Raw genomic sequence first — 17,854 nt, 5'->3', positions numbered from 1 at the left:
TCCACGCCCAGGGGCCCTGACCGGCTTCGGACTGTCCGGGCCGCTCAGGCCGCCGTGGAGTGGCTGATCCAGGCCCTGCCGACCTCTTTCCAGCAGCGGTCCTCCAGCTTCACGGTGCGGCCCGGCTGCACGGCGACGGCGGCGCCGTCCGCGTCCACGTCCCACCAGCGGGCGCACTCGGTGTGGAGCCGGACGACGTCGGTGGCGGGATACGGGTTGTGGCAGTACGCGATCACCGTGGATCCCTCGATCGACGTACGGCATTCGGCGCCCGAGGGTTCGGGTTCCGGGGTGCGGGGAGCCGTCGGCCCGCTGCGGGCCCGGTCGGCCGCGCTGACGGCCACCGGGGCCAGGAGCCCCGCGACGACGGCCGCCGCTGCGAGCAGCGCCCAGGTTCGGCGACGTGTGGAGCGCACAACGATCTCCTCCCCACAGCCTGACCAAAAGTCCGGTTCCACCACATTCTGCGGTGGAACCGCCGCCTTTTCGACTCGAGCGGCCGCACACCCGGAGACGCACGCCGGCCGCGCACCCTCCCGGTGGGGGTACGCGGCCGGTTGCCGTGGTGCGGGCGGTCAGGCGCCCATCATGTGCACGCCGCTGTCGACGTGGATGATCTCGCCCGTGGTGCGGGGGAAGAAGTCCGAGAGCAGCGCGACGATGCCGCGACCGGCGGGCTCCGGGTCCGTCATGTCCCACTTCATGGGGGCGCGCGTGTTCCACACCTCGGCGAGTCCGTCGAAGCCCGGGATGGACTTGGCGGCCATGGAACCGAGCGGCCCCGCGGAGATCAGGTTGCAGCGGATGCCGTCCTGGCCGAGGTCGCGGGCGAGGTAACGGGAGGTGGCCTCCAGCGCCGCCTTGGCCGGGCCCATCCAGTCGTACTGCGGCCAGGCGAACTGCGCGTCGAAGGTGAGGCCGACGATCGAGCCGCCCTCGCTCATCAGCGGCTTGCAGGCCATCGCCAGCGACTTCAGCGAGAACGCCGAGACGTGCATCGCGGTGGACACCGACTCGAACGGGGTGTTGAGGAAGTTGCCGCCGAGCGCGTCCTGCGGGGCGAAGCCGATGGAGTGGACGACTCCGTCGAGCGACCCGAGTTCGTCACGCACCAGGCCGGCGAGCCGGTCGAGGTGCTCGGTGTTGGTGACGTCGAGCTCGATGACCTTGGCCGGCTTCGGGAGCTTCCTCGCGATCCGCTCGGTCAGGGTCGGCCGGGGAAAGGCCGTCAGGATGACTTCGGCGCCCTGCTCCTGGGCCACCTTCGCGGCGTGGAAAGCGATGGAGGACTCCATCAGCACACCCGTGACGAGGATGCGCTTGCCGTCGAGAATTCCGCTCATGGTGATCAGTGACCCATGCCCAATCCGCCGTCAACGGGGATGACGGCTCCAGTGATGTACGACGCGTCGTCCGACGCGAGGAAGCGCACCGCGGCCGCGATCTCGGCGGGCTGCGCGTAACGGCCGAGCGGCACCTGCGACACGATGTCCTTGCGCTGCTCATCGGTGAGCACCTGGGTCATGTCGGTGTCGACGAAGCCGGGGGCGACGACGTTGAAAGTGATGTTCCGCGAGCCGAGCTCGCGGGCGAGCGACCGGGCGAAGCCGACCAGGCCCGCCTTGGACGCCGCGTAGTTGGCCTGGCCGGCGGAGCCGAGGAGGCCGACGACGGAGGAGATCAGGACGACGCGGCCCTTCTTGGCGCGCAGCATCGCGCGGTTGGCGCGCTTGACGACGCGGAAGGTGCCGGTGAGGTTGGTGTCGATCACGGACGTGAAGTCCTCCTCGGACATCCGCATCAGCAACTGGTCCTTGGTGATACCGGCGTTGGCGACCAGCACCTCGACGGGACCGTGCTTCTCCTCGATCTCCTTGTAGGCCTGCTCCACCTGCTCGGCGTCGGTGATGTCGCACCGGACCGCGAGCACACCCGCCTCGGTGAGTGCCTGGGGCGGCTCACCGGACCGGTAGGTGATGGCGACCTGGTCGCCGTTGTCGGCGAAGGCGCGGGCGATGGCGAGGCCGATGCCCCGGTTTCCTCCGGTGACGAGAACCGAGCGGCTCAACGGATCACCCTTTCCTTGGCGGGCTGGTACAGCGAAAACCTATCGGTACCAGACCTGATCCAGAGAATCGGCCATCGACAGCGCCGCCGGGCCGCGTCTGTCGGGTTCCCACAGAAGGGCCCCGTACGGATCGGGGGTCGTAAAACCGGAGCACGGACCGGCCCGAGCCCCCATGATTCACTGCGGAGACATTTTCGTCAGTGGAGTAGGGGAGGCCCGCGTGGCCCACGAGGTAGATCAGTCGTTCCTGGCCCTGCCGCTGCGTGCCCTCGCCGACGCGGCGCTCGCGCGCGCCCGCGCGCTCGGTGCCACGCACGCGGACTTCCGGTTCGAGCGGGTGCGGAGCGCCTCCTGGCGGCTGCGGGACGCCCGCCCCTCCGGCAGCTCGGACACCACCGACACCGGGTACGCGGTCCGGGTGGTGCACGGCGGGGCGTGGGGCTTCGCCTCCGGGGTCGATCTGACGATGGACGCCGCGGCCAGGGTGGCCTCGCAGGCGGTCGCCATGGCGAAGCTGTCCGCGAAGGTGATCGCGGCGGCCGGGTCGCGGGAGAGGGTGGAGCTGGCGGACGAGCCGGTCCACGGCGAGCGGACCTGGGTGTCGTCCTACGGGACCGACCCCTTCTCGGTGCCCGCGGAGGAGAAGTCGGCGCTGCTGGCCGACTGGAGCTCGCGGCTGCTGGCGGCCGACGGGGTGGCGCATGTGGACGCCTCGCTGATGACGGTCCACGAGAACAAGTTCTACGCCGACACGGCGGGCACCGTCACCACCCAGCAGCGCGTCCGGGTGCATCCCCAGCTGACCGCGGTGGCCGTGGACGGCACCACCGGGGAGTTCGACTCGATGCGGACGATCGCCCCGCCGGTAGGCCGGGGCTGGGAGTACCTCACCGGCACGGGCTGGGACTGGGACGCCGAGCTGGAGCGCATTCCGGGCCTGCTGTCCGAGAAGATGCGGGCGCCGAGCGTCGAGGCGGGGACGTACGACCTGGTCGTCGACCCGTCGAACCTCTGGCTGACGATCCATGAGTCGATCGGCCACGCGACCGAGCTGGACCGGGCGCTGGGCTACGAGGCCGCCTACGCGGGGACCTCGTTCGCCACCTTCGACCAGCTGGGCAAGCTCGCGTACGGCTCCCCCGTGATGAACGTGACCGGTGACCGCACCACCGAGCACGGCCTGGCGACCGTCGGGTACGACGACGAGGGCGTCGAGGCGCAGTCCTGGGACCTGGTGAAGGACGGGACGCTGGTCGGCTACCAGACGGACCGCCGGATCGCGAAGCTGACGGGCCTGGGCCGGTCCAACGGGTGTGCGTACGCCGACTCCCCGGAGCACGTGCCCGTCCAGCGGATGGCGAACGTGTCGCTGGAACCGGATCCCGGCGGGCTGTCGACGGAGGATCTGATCGGCGGGGTGGAGCGCGGGATCTACGTGGTCGGCGACCGGTCCTGGTCGATCGACATGCAGCGGTACAACTTCCAGTTCACGGGTCAGCGGTTCTTCCGGATCGAGAACGGCAGGCTGGCCGGTCAGCTGCGGGACGTGGCCTACCAGGCGACCACCACGGACTTCTGGGGCTCGATGGAGAAGGTCGGCGGCCCCCAGACCTACGTCCTCGGTGGCGCGTTCAACTGCGGCAAGGCCCAGCCCGGCCAGGTCGCGGCGGTCTCGCACGGCTGCCCCTCCGCCCTCTTCCGGGGCGTGAACATCCTCAACACGACGCAGGAGGCCGGGCGATGAGCCGCACCAGCAAGCCGTACGAGATCGTCGAGCGGGCTCTGGAGCTCTCCACCGCCGACGGCTGTGTGGTCGTCGCGGACGAGAACTCCTCCGCCAATCTGCGGTGGGCCGGCAACGCTCTGACCACGAACGGCGTGACGCGGGGACGGACCCTGACCGTGATCGCGACCGTGGACGGCTCCGAGGGGACGGCGTCCGGCGTCGTCTCCCGCTCGGCCGTCACCGCCGACGACCTGGAGCCGCTGGTGCGGGCCGCCGAGGCCGCCGCTCGCGCCGCCGGCCCGGCGGAGGACGCCCAGCCGCCGGTCTCCGGGGTCCCGGTCTCCCCCGGCTTCACCGAGGCACCCGCCGAGACGGGCTCCGACGTCTTCGCCGCCTTCGCCCCGGCGCTCGGCGACGCCTTCGCCCGTGCCCGCGCGGGCGGCCGCGAACTGTACGGCTTCGCCCACCACCAGATGACGTCCACGTACCTGGGCACGTCGGCGGGGCTCCGGCTGCGCCACGACCAGCCGAACGGGACGCTGGAGCTGAACGCCAAGTCCCCCGACCGGTCGCGTTCGGCATGGGCGGGAAGGGCCACCCGCGACTTCGAGGACGTCGACCCCGCCGCGATGGACGCGGAACTGGCGCGGCGCCTGGGCTGGGCCGAGCGCCGCATCGAGCTGCCGGCCGGGCGCTACGAGACGCTGCTGCCGCCGACGGCGGTGGCGGACCTGCTGATCTACCAGTACTGGTCGGCGGGGGCCCGGGACGCCTCGGAGGGCCGTACGGTCTTCTCCCGGCCGGGCGGGGGCACCCGGATCGGCGAGAAGCTCTCCGAGCTGCCGCTGACCCTGCGCAGCGATCCCCACGCCCCGGGGCTGGAGTCGGCGCCCTTCGTCGTCGCGCACGCGTCGGGGGACGACTCGTCGGTCTTCGACAACGGGCTTCCGCTGACCCCGACCGAGTGGATCAAGGACGGCCGGCTGGAGCGGCTGACGACGACCCGGCACTCCGCGGGTCTGACGGGCCTGCCGGTGTCTCCCGCGACGGACAATCTTCTGCTGGAGGGCGGGGGTGAGCGGTCCCTGGAGGAGATGGTGGCAGCGACGACCGGCCGCGCCCTCCTGCTGACGTGCCTCTGGTACATCCGGGAGGTGGACCCCGCCACCCTGCTGCTCACCGGTCTCACCCGGGACGGGGTGTATCTGGTGGAGGACGGGGAGGTGCTCGGGGAGGTGAACAACTTCCGCTTCAACGAGTCTCCGGTCGGCCTGCTGTCCCGTGCCACGGAGGCGGGGCGCACCGAGCGGACGCTGCCGCGCGAGTGGGGTGACTGGTTCACCCGTGCCGCGATGCCCGCGCTGCGCATCCCGGACTTCCACATGAGCTCGGTCAGCCGAGGCGTCTGACCCCCATAGACTGGCCGCACAACCCATCGAATCCGCAGAGGAGAGAAACGACCGTGACGGACATCGTCGACGAGCTGAAGTGGCGCGGGCTGTTCGCCCAGTCCACCGACGAGGACGCACTGCGCAAGGCTCTCGCGGACGGCCCGGTCACCTTCTATTGCGGGTTCGACCCGACCGCGGCGAGTCTTCATGTGGGCCATCTGGTGCAGGTGCTCACCATGCGCAGGCTCCAGCAGGCCGGGTTGAGGCCCCTCGCCCTGGTGGGCGGGGCCACCGGCCAGATCGGCGACCCCCGGCCGACCGCCGAGCGCACGCTGAACGACCCGGAGACCGTCGCCGCCTGGGTGCAGCGCCTGCGCGCGCAGATCGAGCCCTTCCTCACCTTCGAGGGCCCGAACGCCGCCACCATGGTGAACAACCTGGACTGGACGGCCGGCCTGTCCGCGATCGAGTTCCTCCGGGACATCGGCAAGCACTTCCGGGTCAACAAGATGCTCACCAAGGACTCGGTCGCCCGCAGGCTGGAGTCGCAGGAGGGCATCAGCTACACCGAGTTCAGCTACCAGCTCCTGCAGGGCATGGACTTCCTGGAGCTCTACCGGCGCCACGGCTGCACCCTCCAGCAGGGCGGCAGCGACCAGTGGGGCAACCTCACGGCGGGGATCGACCTGATCCACCGCCTGGAGCCGGGGGCGGTCGTGCACGCGCTGGCGACACCGCTGATGGTGAAGGCCGACGGGACCAAGTTCGGCAAGACCGAGGGCGGGGCCGTCTGGCTCGACCCGGAGATGACGACGCCGTACGCGTTCTACCAGTTCTGGCTGAACGTGGACGACCGGGACATCTCGACGTACATGCGCATCCTGAGCTTCAAGAGCCGCGTGGAGCTGGAGGAGCTGGAGAAGCTCACGGAGGAGCGCCCTCAGGCGCGCTCCGCGCAGCGTTCCCTGGCCGAGGAGCTGACGACGCTCGTGCACGGGGGCGCGCAGTGCGCGGCGGTCATCGCGGCGTCCAAGGCGCTGTTCGGCCAGGGTGAGCTCGGCGAGCTGGACGAGGCGACGCTGAGCGCGGCCCTGTCCGAGGTTCCGCACGCCCGGGTGACCGAGCCGGCCCCGGTCGTGGACCTGCTGGTCGAGGTCGGCCTGTCGGCCAGCAAGTCGGCGGCCCGCCGCACGGTCAAGGAGGGCGGCGCCTACGTGAACAACGTGAAGGTCGCGGACGGGGAGGCCGCTCCGGCCCGCGAGGAACTCCTGCACGGCCGCTGGCTCGTCCTGCGCCGCGGGAAGAAGAACCTGGCGGCCGTCGAGGTCGTCGCCGGCTGACGCCCGCGGAACGCGACAGCGAAGGGGCCGGTCACCTGTGTGACCGGCCCCTTCGTCGCTGTTCGCGCTCAGGTTCGCTGCTGCTTCTTCCGGCTGCCCTTGAAGGACTGCCAGAGCATGTCACCGACGCCGACGACCACCACGGCGCCGATCAGCTGGAGGATGTGCCGCATCCAGTCGATGCCGTCGGTGTCCCTGACCCCGATCCAGCCCGCGACGGCGTTGCCCAGGATGCTGCCGAGGATGCCGAATACCACCGTCAGCCAGAGGGGGATGTCCTGCTTGCCCGGCAGGATCGCGCGGGCGATCACGCCCAGCACCAGACCCACGATGATTGCCCACAACCAGCTCATATCGCCTCCTCGTGCGGCGCGGTGTGCGCACGTCGGTGCCAGTCTGGGCCTGCCGGGCACACGCCGCCCGCCGGGCGGGGCCGTTCGTGGCACGGCGCCCGGACCGGTACGAACCGGGCGCGCCCCGGTCTCGAACCGCGTGGGCGCCCGGCGTACCGTAGGAGCGGCGCGGTCCGGGTGGGTCCGGCACAGAGATCTGGCGGTGGAATTCACGATGCGCAAGCAGAGCGGCACGGAGGTCTTCCGGATCACCGGGGCCCGGCAGGGTCTCTCCGACGACGTACGCGGCAGGCAGCGGCGCTACATCATCTCGATGTCCGTGCGCACCCTGTCGGTGGTCCTGGCGGCGACCTTGTGGAACGTCGAGCGGCATGTGGCGATGGTGGCGCTCGCGCTCGGCCTCCTGCTCCCCTATGTCGCGGTGGTCATCGCCAACGCAGGCCGTGAGAACGCCCCTTCGCTCCCCACGACGTTCGTCCCGGCCCCGGTGCGGCCCGCGCTCGACGCGGCCCCGGCGGGGCGTGCGGGGGACGCGGCCCCAGAGCCGGGGCCCGCCGGGCGCACGGGCGACGCCGGCTCCGCGGGCTGACGGCGAGCCTTCCCGCCAAGCTCAGGAAAAGCTCAGATCAATCATGCCGTTCCGGTGCCCCGGGGCCTGGGCGCCGTGCCATACTTCCGTGAACGCTCCGCATCCCCCGTCGGAGCGACGGACCGACGCCGGGCAGCTCCCCCCGTGGCTGCTCGGCGTCGCCGTTCTCCGGCGGGGCGGCATGGCGGGAGCCCTTAGGGTTGAGTCGTGAACTTCCCCGACACCTCCGCCGAGAGCGCCTCGGGCGCACCGGTCTGTTCCGCCAAGGGCTGCCGCGCCGACGCCGTGTGGGTCCTCGCCTGGAACAACCCGAAGCTGCACACCCCCGAGCGCCGCAAGACCTGGCTGGCCTGCGAGGAGCACCGCGAGCACCTGTCGTCGTTCCTCGGTGTGCGCGGCTTCCTCAAGGACGTCGTGGCGCTCGAGGAGTGGGACTCCTCAGCCGCCGATCGCTGACATCGGGCGGTCGGGCTGGAGGAAGGTGGGGTCGTCGAGTCCGGACCCGGCCTTCTTGCCCCACATCGCGAGCTTCCAGATCCTCGCGATCTCTTCGTCCGGTGCGTCGGAGCGGAGCGCGCCGCGCAGATCGGTCTCCTCGCGGGCGAAGAGGCAGGTGCGGACCTGGCCGTCGGCGGTGAGCCGGGTGCGGTCGCATGCGCGGCAGAAGGGCCTGGTGACCGAGGCGATGACGCCGACGCGGTGCGGGCCGCCGTCCACCGTCCATCGCTCGGCGGGAGCGGAGCCGCGTTCCTCGTCGCCTTCGGGGGTGAGGGTGAAGCGCGTGCGCAGGGAGGCCAGGATGTCACCGGCCGTGATCATGCCCTCGCGCTTCCATCCGTGCTGGGCGTCGAGCGGCATCTGCTCGATGAAGCGGAGTTCGTAGGCGTTCTCCACGGCCCAGGCGAGGAGGTCGGGGGCTTCGTCGTCGTTGAGGCCGGGCATCAGGACGGAGTTGACCTTGACCGGGGTGAGTCCGGCCTCCCGCGCCGCCTGGAGCCCCTCCAGGACGTCCTTGTGCCGGTCGCGGCGGGTGAGGGTCTTGAAGACGTCGGGCCGCAGGGTGTCCAGCGAGACGTTGACCCGGTCCAGGCCCGCGGCCTTCAGAGCCGACGCGGTGCGCCTGAGCCCGATGCCGTTGGTGGTGAGCGACATCCTGGGGCGGGGCTCCAGGGCCGCGCAGCGTTCGACGATGGAGACCAGTCCGGGGCGCAGCAGCGGCTCGCCGCCGGTGAAGCGGACCTCGGTGACGCCGAGGTCGGTGACGGCGATGCGGATGAGCCGCACGATCTCGTCGTCGCTGAGCAGGGAGGTCTTGGACAGCCACTGCAGCCCCTCTTCGGGCATGCAGTAGGTGCAGCGGAGATTGCACTTGTCGGTCAGTGATACACGCAGGTCGGTGGCGACCCTGCCGTAGGTGTCGATGAGCACTGTGGGCCCCCTCCCCCGGTGGTGTCCGCGTTTGCGGTCTGACTCCTCCGAGAGTACGCGAGTGGTGTGACAGGGCGGGGGACCGGTTGACACGAGGTGCGCGGGGGCCCCGTCGTAGATCCCTACGACGGGGCCCCCGGGTGGTGCGGTCAGTGCGCGCCGGTGCCGGTGAGGGACTTGACCTCGAGTTCGGCGTACTTGCCGCGGTCCGGCTCCTCCTTGGAGACGACCGAGCCGAGCCAGCCGAGCAGGAAGCCCAGCGGGATGGAGATGAGTCCGGGGTTCTCCAGCGGGAACCAGGCGAAGTCGACGTCCGGGAACATCGAGCTGGCCTTGCCGGAGACGACCGGTGAGAAGAGCACCAGCAGGACGGACGAGGCGAGGCCGCCGTAGATGGACCAGAGCGCGCCCTGGGTGGTGAAGCGCTTCCAGAACAGGCTGTAGAGGATGGTCGGGAGGTTGGCCGACGCGGCGACGGCGAACGCCAGGGCGACGAGGCCGGCGACGTTGAGGTCGCGGGCCATGGCTCCCAGGGCGATGGAGACGATGCCGATGGCCACGGTGGCCCACCGCGCGGCGCGCATCTCCTCCTTCTCGGTGGCCTGTCCCTTGCGGATGACGTTGGCGTAGATGTCGTGCGCGAAGGAGGACGAGGAGGCGAGGGTGAGTCCCGCGACGACGGCGAGGATGGTGGCGAAGGCGACGGCCGAGATGACCGCCAGCAGGACCGCGCCGCCGGTGGTGCCGACCCCGCCGAGGTATTCGGCGAGTTGTGGTGCGGCCGCGTTGCCCGCCGGGTTCTTCGCCTTGATCTCCTCGGGTCCGATCAGGGCGGCGGCGCCGAAGCCGAGGGCGATGGTCATCAGGTAGAAGGCGCCGATGATGCCGATGGCCCAGTTCACGGACTTGCGGGCGGCCTTGGCCGTGGGCACCGTGTAGAAGCGGATCAGGATGTGCGGGAGGCCCGCGGTGCCGAGCACCAGGGCGATCCCGAGCGAGATGAAGTCGAGCTTCGAGGTGCCCGTCGCGCCGTACTTGAGACCGGGCTCCAGGAACGCCGCACCGTGGCCGCTCTTCTCGGCGGCGGTGCCGAGCAGGTCGGAGACGTTGAAGTCGAACTTCCACAGCACCATGAGGGTCATCAGCAGGGCGCCCGCGATGAGCAGGACCGCCTTGACCATCTGCACCCAGGTGGTGCCCTTCATCCCGCCGATGGTGACGTAGAGGATCATGAGGACGCCGACCAGTGCCACGATGAGGATCTTGCCCGCGTCGCTGGTGATGCCGAGGAGCAGGGAGACCAGGACGCCGGCGCCGGCCATCTGGGCGAGCAGGTAGAAGATCGACACCACGATGGTGGAGGTTCCGGCGGCGGTGCGTACCGGCCGCTGCCGCATCCGGTAGGCGAGGACGTCGCCCATGGTGTAGCGGCCCGAGTTGCGCAGCGGCTCGGCGACGAGCAGCAGGGCGACGAGCCAGGCGACTAGGAAGCCGATGGAGTAGAGGAAGCCGTCGTATCCGAAGAGCGCGATGGCGCCGGCGATGCCGAGGAAGGACGCGGCCGACATGTAGTCGCCGGAGACCGCGAGGCCGTTCTGGAACGCGGTGAACTGGCGGCCGCCCGCGTAGAAGTCGGAGGCGCTCCTGGTCTGCCGGCCCGCCCAGACCGTGATGCCCAGGGTCGCGGCGACGAAGACCGCGAAGAGGGTGATGATCAGCGGCCGGTGCTCGGACGTCGAGCCGGTGGCGGCGAGCTGGATCACGTCGTGCGATGCGTACGCGGCGCTCATGCGTCGGCCTCCAGACGGGACTTGATGGCCGCCGCCTGCGGGTCGAGCTTGTTCGTGGCGTGGCGGGAGTAGAACCAGGCGATCAGGAACGTGGTGGCGAACTGGGCGAGGCCGAACACGAAGGCCACGTTGAAGTTGGCGACGACCTTGGTGGCCATGAAGTCACCGGCGTAGCTGGACAGCAGCACGTACAGCAGGTACCAGGCGATGAAGCCGACGGTCAGGGGAAAGGCGAAGGACCGGTGGGAGCGGCGCAGTTCGGTGAACTCCGCGCTGCTCTGGGCCTCGAGGAACGCCTCGGTCGTGGGCTGGACGGGGCTGCCGTCCTCAGGCCGCTGGGGCGGTGGTGCTTCGGTGGCCACGGATTCTCCTCGCGACGCGGGTGCGGTGGTGGGAAGGGTGGATTTCACGGGGAGTCCTCCGCGGTGTGGGGGCGGCTGGGCCGGTCGTGCGACTCCCTGTGCAACGGCACGGAGAGCGCGGCGAAGTGGTTCACCGCAGGTTCGGTCTTCTGCCGCCGGCTGCCGTGGACGCGACTCCCGGAGGTCACACCTCGAACTCACTTGCCCGTATTCGTTGATGCTCCGGGAAGATCAGGGATAACTTCCTTGGTCATGTACCGGACCGGACACGGCTGTGCCCGGTCCCACGGCACGGATGATGTGGAGAACCCATGGCTCATCTGGCATCCAGACGGACTCGCGTACTCACGCTGCCCGTCGGACTCGCGCTCACGGCCTCCCTCGGCTTCCTCCCGACGGGAACCGCCGCCGCGGCACCCACGGAGGAGCCGGCGGCGGCCGTCACGGCGGACGGCCCGCAGTTGTCGTACGTCGTGAACACACGGGCGGGCCAAGGCACGGCCAAGCAGGTGCGGGAGGCGATATCCAAGGCCGGCGGAACGATCGTCACCTCGTACGACAAGATAGGCGTCATCGTCGTCCACTCGAAGAACCCGGACTTCGCCCCGACGATCCGCAAGGCCAGGGGCGTCCAGTCGGCGGGCGCCACGCGCAACGCGCCGATCGAGCCGCAGGCGACCAAGGACATCGGGGTCGAGCAGCCGCTCACGGCCGCGCAGGCGCAGGCGGCCTCGAAGGACGCGGCGGCCGGCCAGGATCCGCTGGAGCCGTTGCAGTGGGACCTGCCCGCCATCAAGGCGGACCAGGCACACAAGAGGTCGCTCGGCAGCAGCAAGGTCACCGTCGGCGTCATCGACACGGGCGTGGACGACACGCACCCGGACCTGGCACCGAACTTCGACCGCAAGGCCTCGGTGAGCTGCGTGTCCGGCGCTCCGGACACCACGGACGGCGCCTGGCGCCCGATGGCCGGTGAGAGCGACCACGGCACGCACGTCGCCGGCACCATCGCCGCTGCGAAGAACGGCGTCGGGGTGACCGGGGTGGCGCCCGGCGTGAAGGTCGCCGGCATCAAGGTCTCGACCCCGGCCGGCTACTTCTACACCGAGGCCGTCGTCTGCGGCTTCGTGTGGGCGGCCGAGCACGGCGTCGACGTGACGAACAGCAGCTACTACACCGACCCGTGGCTGTTCAACTGCAAGAACGATCCCGACCAGGGCGCCCTCGTCGAGGCGGTCACCCGTGCCACCCGTTACGCGGAGGGCAAGGGCGTCGTCAACGTCGCGGCGGCGGGCAACTCGGACCACGACCTGGCCCTCGACGCCATCGAGGACACCACGAGCCCCAACGACGCGACGACGGTCACCCGCACGGTCGACCCGAGCGCCTGCCCCGACATCCCGACCATGCTCCCGGGTGTCGTGACGGTGGCGGCGACCGGGGCGAAGAACCTCAAGTCCTCGTACTCGAACTACGGTCTCGGGGTCATCGACGTGGCCGCGCCCGGCGGAGACTCGACGCGCTACCAGACGCCCGAGGCGCCGGCCGACAACGGCCTGATCCTGTCGACGCTGCCGGGTGGCGGATACGGCTACAAGGCCGGTACGTCGATGGCGTCCCCGCATGTCGCGGGTGTCGCGGCGCTGATCAAGTCGAAGCACCCGTACGCCTCGGCGGCCGCGGTGAAGGCGCTGATGACGGTCCAGGCCGACGCCACCGCGTGCGGCGCGCCGTACGACATCGACGGTGACGGCACCGTGGACGCGGTCTGCGAGGGCGGGAAGTACTACAACGGCTTCTACGGAGCCGGTGTCGTGGACGCACTGGACGCGGTCCGCTGGTAGTCCCCACGTGAGAGGGGGCCGGTGCCCCGGCCCCCTTCTCCGTGCCGTACGGCTCCGGGCCGGGCGCACGAGGACTTCGGGCGCCGTACCGCCCGTCCACCGCCTCGCGTCCCCCGGTGTCCCGTCCGGTGCGACGGTCAGGGCGCGGCCACGAGCCGGGTGGCACGCACGGGTGAGGCCTCGCCGGTCTCAGGCTCCGGCACGGCCCGCACGGCAGGCCTCCGTGACGGTGCCCCCGGGATCCGAGCCGTGCTCCAGCGCTCCTGCGGTGAGGAGGTACTGCGCCGCGATGTAGGTCAGCATGACCACGAAGTCGTGGGCCGGTGGCTGGGGCCAGTCCGCGAGGCCCGTGGCGATCAGGGCGTCGGAGAGGAGGAAGAGGGCTCCACCGGTGCCCGCGAGGCGCCCCAGCACACCGGCCCGCCACGCCGTCGCCGTGAGCAGCAGGCTGTATCCCGCAAGCGGGACGCGCAGCCCGGTCGGCAGCCCCGGCCACAGCAGCGCGACGAACACGACGAGCACCACGGCGTAGAGGAGCCCGGTGACCGGCCGTACCGGGGCCCGGCCGAAGAGCAGCAGGTAGCAGACGTGGCCGGCGGCGAAGAAGCCCATCCCGGCGAGGAACGCGGGCTCCGCGCCGGACATCAGCAGCACGTCGCCGGCCCAGCCGCACAGCAGGGCGGCGACGAGGATCCGGGGGCCGCCGCGTGCGGCCGCGTAGGCCGCCAGCAGGGGCATCAGCAGCGGCTTGGTGGCCAGATGCAGGGGTTCGGACCCGGCGAGCAGCCCCGTCAGGTGGACCGCCGAGGCGGCGAGGAAGGCCGCCAGGAGAGGCCGTACGAGTGCGGGTGCTCCGGCGCGGGCGCTCATCCGGTGCGCTCCGCGGCCGCGTCCGGCTGTACCCGGCGGGCGGTCCCGCCCGCCGGCGGCTGCCAGCCCGGCCCCCGGAAGACGCGGCCCGCCCGCTCGCTCCAGGTGGCTGCGGCCCGTACGTCGCGGGCGATGGCGGCGTACTCGTGCGTGGCGACCCGGAACGGGTTGTGGGTGGTGATGTTCTTGGTGAGCCCGAAGACGGGCCGTTCGGTCTCGGCGGCGAACGAGCCGAAGAGCCGGTCCCACAGGATGAGGATCCCGCCGAAGTTCCGGTCGAGGTAGCCCCCTTGGGACGCGTGGTGCACGCGGTGGTGGGAGGGGGTGTTGAGGACGTACTCGAAGGGCCTGGGCAGTTTGCCGATCCGTTCGGTGTGCACCCAGAACTGGTAGACGAGGTTCGCCGACGAGCAGAAGGCGAGCGCGGCGGGGTGGACGCCGAGCGCGATGAGCGGGAGGTAGAACGGCCAGGAGGTCAGGGAGGTCCAGGGCTGGCGCAGCGCCGTGGTGAGGTTGAACTTCCGGCTCGAGTGGTGGACCACGTGGCAGGCCCAGAGGATCCGGATGACGTGGTGGCCCCGGTGGGACCAGTAGTAGAAGAAGTCCTGGGCGAGCAGCATTAGCAGGACGGTCCACCACAGCACGGGCACGCGCAGTGGGGTCAGTTCGTACAGGGCGGCGTAGATCGCCACGACGGGTATCTTCCACAGCAGGTCGAAGACCAGGCTGCCCAGCCCCATGGTGACGCTGGTGGCGGCGTCCCTGGCGTCGTAACCGGCGGCCTCGTCGTCCGGGTGAAGCCGGTAGGACACCATTTCCAGGACGGTGAGCAGGACGAAGGCCGGGATCGACCACAGCACGACATCGGGCAGGTTCGGCTCCATGCGTGCACCGTAGAGCCGCCCCGGGCGCCGGGCATAGATGTTGTTACCGACAAGTATGCGAGGGCCGGTGTCGCTCCGCTTTGGCGGTTTCCGCCAAGCGTGCGGCCGCGGGGCGTCCGGCGGCCGCGGGAGCGGGCCCGCCCGGCCGTGCGCGGCACCCGGGGAGGCCCGGGGGCTCCCTCTACACCCCCGCCGCCCCCAGCAGAGCCCCCGCCACGTAGGTGACGGCCATGGCGACCGCTCCCCCGGCCATGTTCCGCAGCACAGCGGGGCCGGCCGGGGCCGCGCCGAGCCGGGCGCTCCACCAGCCGGTGAGCGCCAGGGCGGCGAGCACCGAGGCCACCGTGACCGGGAGCCGCGCCGAAGCGGGCGGCAGCACGATCGCCAGCAGGGGGAGCAGCGCGCCCGCGGTGAAGGCCAGGAAGCTGGCGCCCGCGGCGTGCCACGGGTTGGTCAGTTCGTCCGGATCGATGCCCAGCTCGACCTCGGCGTGGGCACGCAGCGCGTCACGCCGTGTGAGCTGCACCGCGGCCTCCCGGGCGAGCTCGTGGCTCAGCCCCTTCTCCTCCAGCAGTCCGGTCAGCTCGGCGAGCTCGGCCTCCGGGGTCTCCTCCAGTTCCCGCTTCTCCGTGTCCAGTGCCGACTTCTCCGAGTCCCGCTGGGTGGACACCGACACGTACTCGCCCGCCGCCATCGACATCGACCCGGCCAGCAGCCCTGCGAGTCCCGCGGTGAGCAGGGCGGAACGTTCCCCCGTGGCCCCGGCCACACCGACGACGATGCCGGCGGTGGAGACCACCCCGTCGTTGGCGCCGAGCACTGCGGCCCGGAGCCAGTTGAGCCGGGTGCCGAGCCCGCCGCCGCGCGGTTCGTCGTGCTCCTGTGCGTCCGTCATCCGGGGCCCTCTCCCCGCGCCCGCCGCGGGCGCGTCCCGGAGCGCATTCCCGCTGCCGTGGCCAACTACGCGGCACGCCGTCCGCGTTCACACCTCCCGGGCGCCCGGATGGTCCGTTGTCGGTCCCGGCCCGTATTCTCTGTGACCATGCTCGAGGACCGTCAGACCGCAGCGCCGTGGCCGGCCGCGTATCCGCAGGGGTACGCGGTCGTCGACGTGGAGACCACCGGACTCGCCCGCGACGACCGGATAGTCTCCGCTGCCGTGTACCGCCTCGACGCGAGAGGCGAGGTCGAGGACCACTGGTACACGCTGGTGAATCCCCAGCGGGATCCCGGCCCGGTCTGGATCCACGGCCTGACCAGTGAGGTCCTGGAGGGCGCGCCGCTCTTCCCTGAGGTGGCGGCGGAGTTGTCCGAGCGGCTCGGCGGCCGGGTGCTCGTGGCCCACAACGCCGCCTTCGACTGGTCGATGATCGCCAGGGAGTACGCCCGCGCGTCGGTCACCGCCCCGGTGGAGCAGCGGCTGTGCACCATCGCGCTGGCCAAGGAGCTCCGGCTTCCGCTGCCCAACCACAAACTGGAGTCGCTGGCCGCGCACTTCGGTGTGGTGCAGCAGCGGGCGCACCACGCGCTGGACGACGCCCGGGTGCTGGCCGAGGCGTTCCGGCCGAGCCTGCACGCGGCGGCCCGGGGCGGGGTGCGCCTTCCGCTGCTGGAGTGCCGGCCCCTCACGGAGTGGTACGACTCCCCCGTCACCCCCCGCTCGGGATACCGCCCGTCGCAGGGGCAGGGCAGCTGGCGCCCCTCGCGCAAGCGTCCCGCGTGCCCGTTCCCGAACCCGGGACGCTACGAGCCGGACAAACCACTCATGCAGGGCATGCGTGTGGCGTTCTCCGGTGACACCTCCGTCGACCGCGAGCTCCTGGAGGACCGCGCCGTGGAGGCGGGTCTGCACGTGGCGACGAGCGTCTCCCGGCTCACGAGCCTGCTCGTCACCAACGATCCGGACTCGACGACGTCCAAGACGGTGAAGGCGAAGGCGTTCGGCACCCCCATCATCGAGGAGAGCGCCTTCACCCATCTCCTGCGGGACGTGGCCCCCGCGGTGACGGCCTCCGTGCCGAGGCCGTCACCGTCATCGGAGTGAACCGGGGGCGACTCGCCCGGCACCCGCTCGCCCCGCCGCCGCCCGGCGTCCCACCCTGTGGCGCATGGCACGTTGTGAGGTTTGCGGAAACGACTACGGCATGTCCTTCGAGGTGCACGCGCAGGGCGCGGTGCACGTCTTCGACTGCTTCTCCTGCGCCATCCACCGCATGGCGCCCATCTGCGAGCACTGCCGGGTGCAGGTCATCGGCCAGGGCGTCGAGGTGGACGGTCACTGGTACTGCGGCGGCCACTGCGCCCGCGCCGAGGGAAGGACGGGCATCGTGGACAAAGTGTGACGGGTCGCTCCTCCCGGCACGGGGACCCTCCGTGACGCACCCCATGACCCCGGTTGTACGGTCATGGGGTGTACCGCTTCCTGTTGACCCGGCAGTGGGTGATTGTCACCCTTCTCGTCCTCGCCATGATCCCGACGATGATCGAGCTGGGTTTCTGGCAGCTGCACCGGCATGAGCACAAGGTCGAGCAGAACGCCCTGATCACCCGGAACCTCAAGTCCGACCCGGTTCCCGTCAGCACCCTCACATCCCCCGGGCACACCGTCCCCCGCTCCGACTACTGGCGGGCCGTGACGGCAACCGGCACCTTCGACACCGAGCACGAGGTCGTCGTGCGCCGCCGCACCTCCCGGGACGAGCGGATCGGCGTCCTGGTGCTGACCCCCCTGGACCTCAAGGGCGGGGGCACCGTCCTGGTCAATCGCGGCTGGGTCGAGGCGGCCGCCTCCCAGCAGAGCTTCCCGAAGGTTCCCGCCCCGCCGCGCGGCGAGGTCACGGTCGAGGGACGCCTCAAGGCGGACGAGACGACGAGCGCCAGCGGCATCAAGGATCTCGCGGGCCTCCCCGACCGGCAGGTCATGCTGATCAACAGCGCCCAGCAGGCGCATCTGCTGGGCCGGCCCGTGCTCGGCGGATACCTCGAGCTGACCGATCCGGAACCGGCCGGGGGCAGTCCCGAGACGATCGCGGCGCCCGACGACAGCTCCATCGGCCCCCACATGGCGTACGCCGTGCAGTGGTGGCTCTTCGCCGCCGGGGTGCCCGTCGGCTGGGTCATCCTCGTACGCCGTGAGAAGCGCGACCGCGAGCAGGCGGCCCGGGACGCCGAGGCGGCGCCGGAACCGGAGCCCGCGACCACCTGAGAGA

Annotated in this window: 19 protein-coding genes; 9 read left to right on the top strand and 10 right to left on the bottom strand. The window is 71.1% G+C overall.

Going from position 1 to position 17,854, the window contains the following annotated elements:
* Window positions 1–44 precede the first annotated feature (44 nt).
* From ACFXOA_RS14845 to fabG, 3 genes are all read right to left on the bottom strand, one after another.
* Window positions 45–416, bottom strand: a complete 372-nt coding sequence (locus ACFXOA_RS14845; RefSeq protein WP_385027078.1) for a hypothetical protein — start codon at window positions 414–416, stop codon at window positions 45–47.
* A gap of 159 nt (window positions 417–575) precedes the next feature.
* On the bottom strand, window positions 576–1,343 hold the full coding sequence (gene fabI, locus ACFXOA_RS14840; RefSeq protein WP_362542508.1) for an enoyl-ACP reductase FabI: 768 nt from the start codon (window positions 1,341–1,343) through the stop codon (window positions 576–578).
* A gap of 5 nt (window positions 1,344–1,348) precedes the next feature.
* The gene (gene fabG, locus ACFXOA_RS14835) at window positions 1,349–2,068 is read right to left on the bottom strand and encodes a 3-oxoacyl-[acyl-carrier-protein] reductase (protein ID WP_385027075.1); all 720 of its coding nucleotides are present in this window, start codon (window positions 2,066–2,068) and stop codon (window positions 1,349–1,351) included.
* 220 nt (window positions 2,069–2,288) lie between these two features.
* On the opposite strand from fabG, the gene ACFXOA_RS14830 reads away from it, so the two are divergent.
* The 3 genes from ACFXOA_RS14830 to tyrS are packed head-to-tail and all read left to right on the top strand — an operon-like array spanning window position 2,289 to window position 6,525.
* Window positions 2,289–3,812, top strand: coding sequence for a TldD/PmbA family protein (locus ACFXOA_RS14830; protein WP_385027072.1), 1,524 nt, complete (start codon window positions 2,289–2,291; stop codon window positions 3,810–3,812).
* Window positions 3,809–5,203, top strand: coding sequence for a metallopeptidase TldD-related protein (locus ACFXOA_RS14825; RefSeq protein ID WP_385027069.1), 1,395 nt, complete (start codon window positions 3,809–3,811; stop codon window positions 5,201–5,203). Before ACFXOA_RS14830 ends, ACFXOA_RS14825 begins: the two co-directional genes overlap by 4 nt.
* A gap of 53 nt (window positions 5,204–5,256) precedes the next feature.
* Window positions 5,257–6,525, top strand: a complete 1,269-nt coding sequence (gene tyrS / locus ACFXOA_RS14820; RefSeq protein ID WP_385027066.1) for a tyrosine--tRNA ligase — start codon at window positions 5,257–5,259, stop codon at window positions 6,523–6,525.
* 68 nt (window positions 6,526–6,593) lie between these two features.
* Here the strand turns inward: tyrS and ACFXOA_RS14815 are convergent, their stop codons facing one another.
* The gene (locus ACFXOA_RS14815) at window positions 6,594–6,878 is read right to left on the bottom strand and encodes a GlsB/YeaQ/YmgE family stress response membrane protein (protein WP_385027063.1); all 285 of its coding nucleotides are present in this window, start codon (window positions 6,876–6,878) and stop codon (window positions 6,594–6,596) included.
* A 214-nt stretch (window positions 6,879–7,092) separates the two neighbouring features.
* Between ACFXOA_RS14815 and ACFXOA_RS14810 the strand changes: the two genes are divergently transcribed.
* A complete protein-coding gene (locus tag ACFXOA_RS14810) occupies window positions 7,093–7,467 on the top strand; it encodes a DUF3099 domain-containing protein (RefSeq protein ID WP_385027060.1) in 375 nt (124 codons plus the stop codon).
* 207 nt (window positions 7,468–7,674) lie between these two features.
* Complete coding sequence (locus ACFXOA_RS14805) at window positions 7,675–7,923, top strand: hypothetical protein (protein WP_385027057.1); 249 nt, start codon at window positions 7,675–7,677, stop codon at window positions 7,921–7,923.
* On the opposite strand, the gene moaA is transcribed toward ACFXOA_RS14805, so the two are convergent.
* From moaA to ACFXOA_RS14790, 3 genes are all read right to left on the bottom strand, one after another.
* Entirely contained in the window at window positions 7,906–8,895 is a 990-nt protein-coding gene (moaA, locus tag ACFXOA_RS14800; RefSeq protein WP_385027054.1) for a GTP 3',8-cyclase MoaA, read from the bottom strand. The two genes, ACFXOA_RS14805 and moaA, sit on opposite strands and share 18 nt — an antisense overlap.
* Before the next feature lie 149 nt (window positions 8,896–9,044).
* Window positions 9,045–10,685: a cation acetate symporter gene (locus ACFXOA_RS14795; protein WP_385027051.1), complete on the bottom strand. Its 1,641-nt coding sequence runs from the start codon at window positions 10,683–10,685 to the stop codon at window positions 9,045–9,047.
* Complete coding sequence (locus ACFXOA_RS14790) at window positions 10,682–11,047, bottom strand: DUF485 domain-containing protein (RefSeq protein ID WP_385027048.1); 366 nt, start codon at window positions 11,045–11,047, stop codon at window positions 10,682–10,684. The genes ACFXOA_RS14795 and ACFXOA_RS14790 overlap by 4 nt, the downstream gene beginning before the upstream one ends.
* Before the next feature lie 311 nt (window positions 11,048–11,358).
* On the opposite strand from ACFXOA_RS14790, the gene ACFXOA_RS14785 reads away from it, so the two are divergent.
* Window positions 11,359–12,891: a S8 family serine peptidase gene (locus ACFXOA_RS14785; RefSeq protein WP_385027045.1), complete on the top strand. Its 1,533-nt coding sequence runs from the start codon at window positions 11,359–11,361 to the stop codon at window positions 12,889–12,891.
* 189 nt (window positions 12,892–13,080) lie between these two features.
* Here ACFXOA_RS14785 and ACFXOA_RS14780 read toward each other — a convergent pair whose 3' ends face one another.
* The 3 genes from ACFXOA_RS14780 to ACFXOA_RS14770 all read right to left on the bottom strand — a co-directional run bounded on the left by ACFXOA_RS14780 (window position 13,081) and on the right by ACFXOA_RS14770 (window position 15,540).
* A complete protein-coding gene (locus ACFXOA_RS14780; protein WP_385027042.1) occupies window positions 13,081–13,761 on the bottom strand; it encodes a lysoplasmalogenase in 681 nt (226 codons plus the stop codon).
* Entirely contained in the window at window positions 13,758–14,645 is an 888-nt protein-coding gene (locus ACFXOA_RS14775) for a sterol desaturase family protein (RefSeq protein ID WP_385027039.1), read from the bottom strand. Before ACFXOA_RS14775 ends, ACFXOA_RS14780 begins: the two co-directional genes overlap by 4 nt.
* A 181-nt stretch (window positions 14,646–14,826) precedes the next feature.
* Window positions 14,827–15,540, bottom strand: a complete 714-nt coding sequence (locus ACFXOA_RS14770) for a VIT family protein (RefSeq protein ID WP_385027036.1) — start codon at window positions 15,538–15,540, stop codon at window positions 14,827–14,829.
* A gap of 141 nt (window positions 15,541–15,681) precedes the next feature.
* Between ACFXOA_RS14770 and ACFXOA_RS14765 the strand changes: the two genes are divergently transcribed.
* From ACFXOA_RS14765 to ACFXOA_RS14755, 3 genes are all read left to right on the top strand, one after another.
* Window positions 15,682–16,689, top strand: a complete 1,008-nt coding sequence (locus ACFXOA_RS14765; protein ID WP_385027033.1) for a DEDDh family exonuclease — start codon at window positions 15,682–15,684, stop codon at window positions 16,687–16,689.
* A 64-nt stretch (window positions 16,690–16,753) separates the two neighbouring features.
* Window positions 16,754–16,987, top strand: a complete 234-nt coding sequence (locus ACFXOA_RS14760) for a hypothetical protein (protein WP_078492597.1) — start codon at window positions 16,754–16,756, stop codon at window positions 16,985–16,987.
* Between the two features lie 68 nt (window positions 16,988–17,055).
* Complete coding sequence (locus tag ACFXOA_RS14755; protein WP_385027030.1) at window positions 17,056–17,850, top strand: SURF1 family protein; 795 nt, start codon at window positions 17,056–17,058, stop codon at window positions 17,848–17,850.
* The last annotated feature ends 4 nt before the right edge of the window (window positions 17,851–17,854 follow it).

The organism is Streptomyces sp. NPDC059166 (assembly GCF_042755185.1).
Lineage (GTDB): Bacteria > Actinomycetota > Actinomycetes > Streptomycetales > Streptomycetaceae > Streptomyces.
Note: the sequence above shows the minus strand (reverse complement) of the source record. Positions and strands in the feature narration are given on the sequence as shown.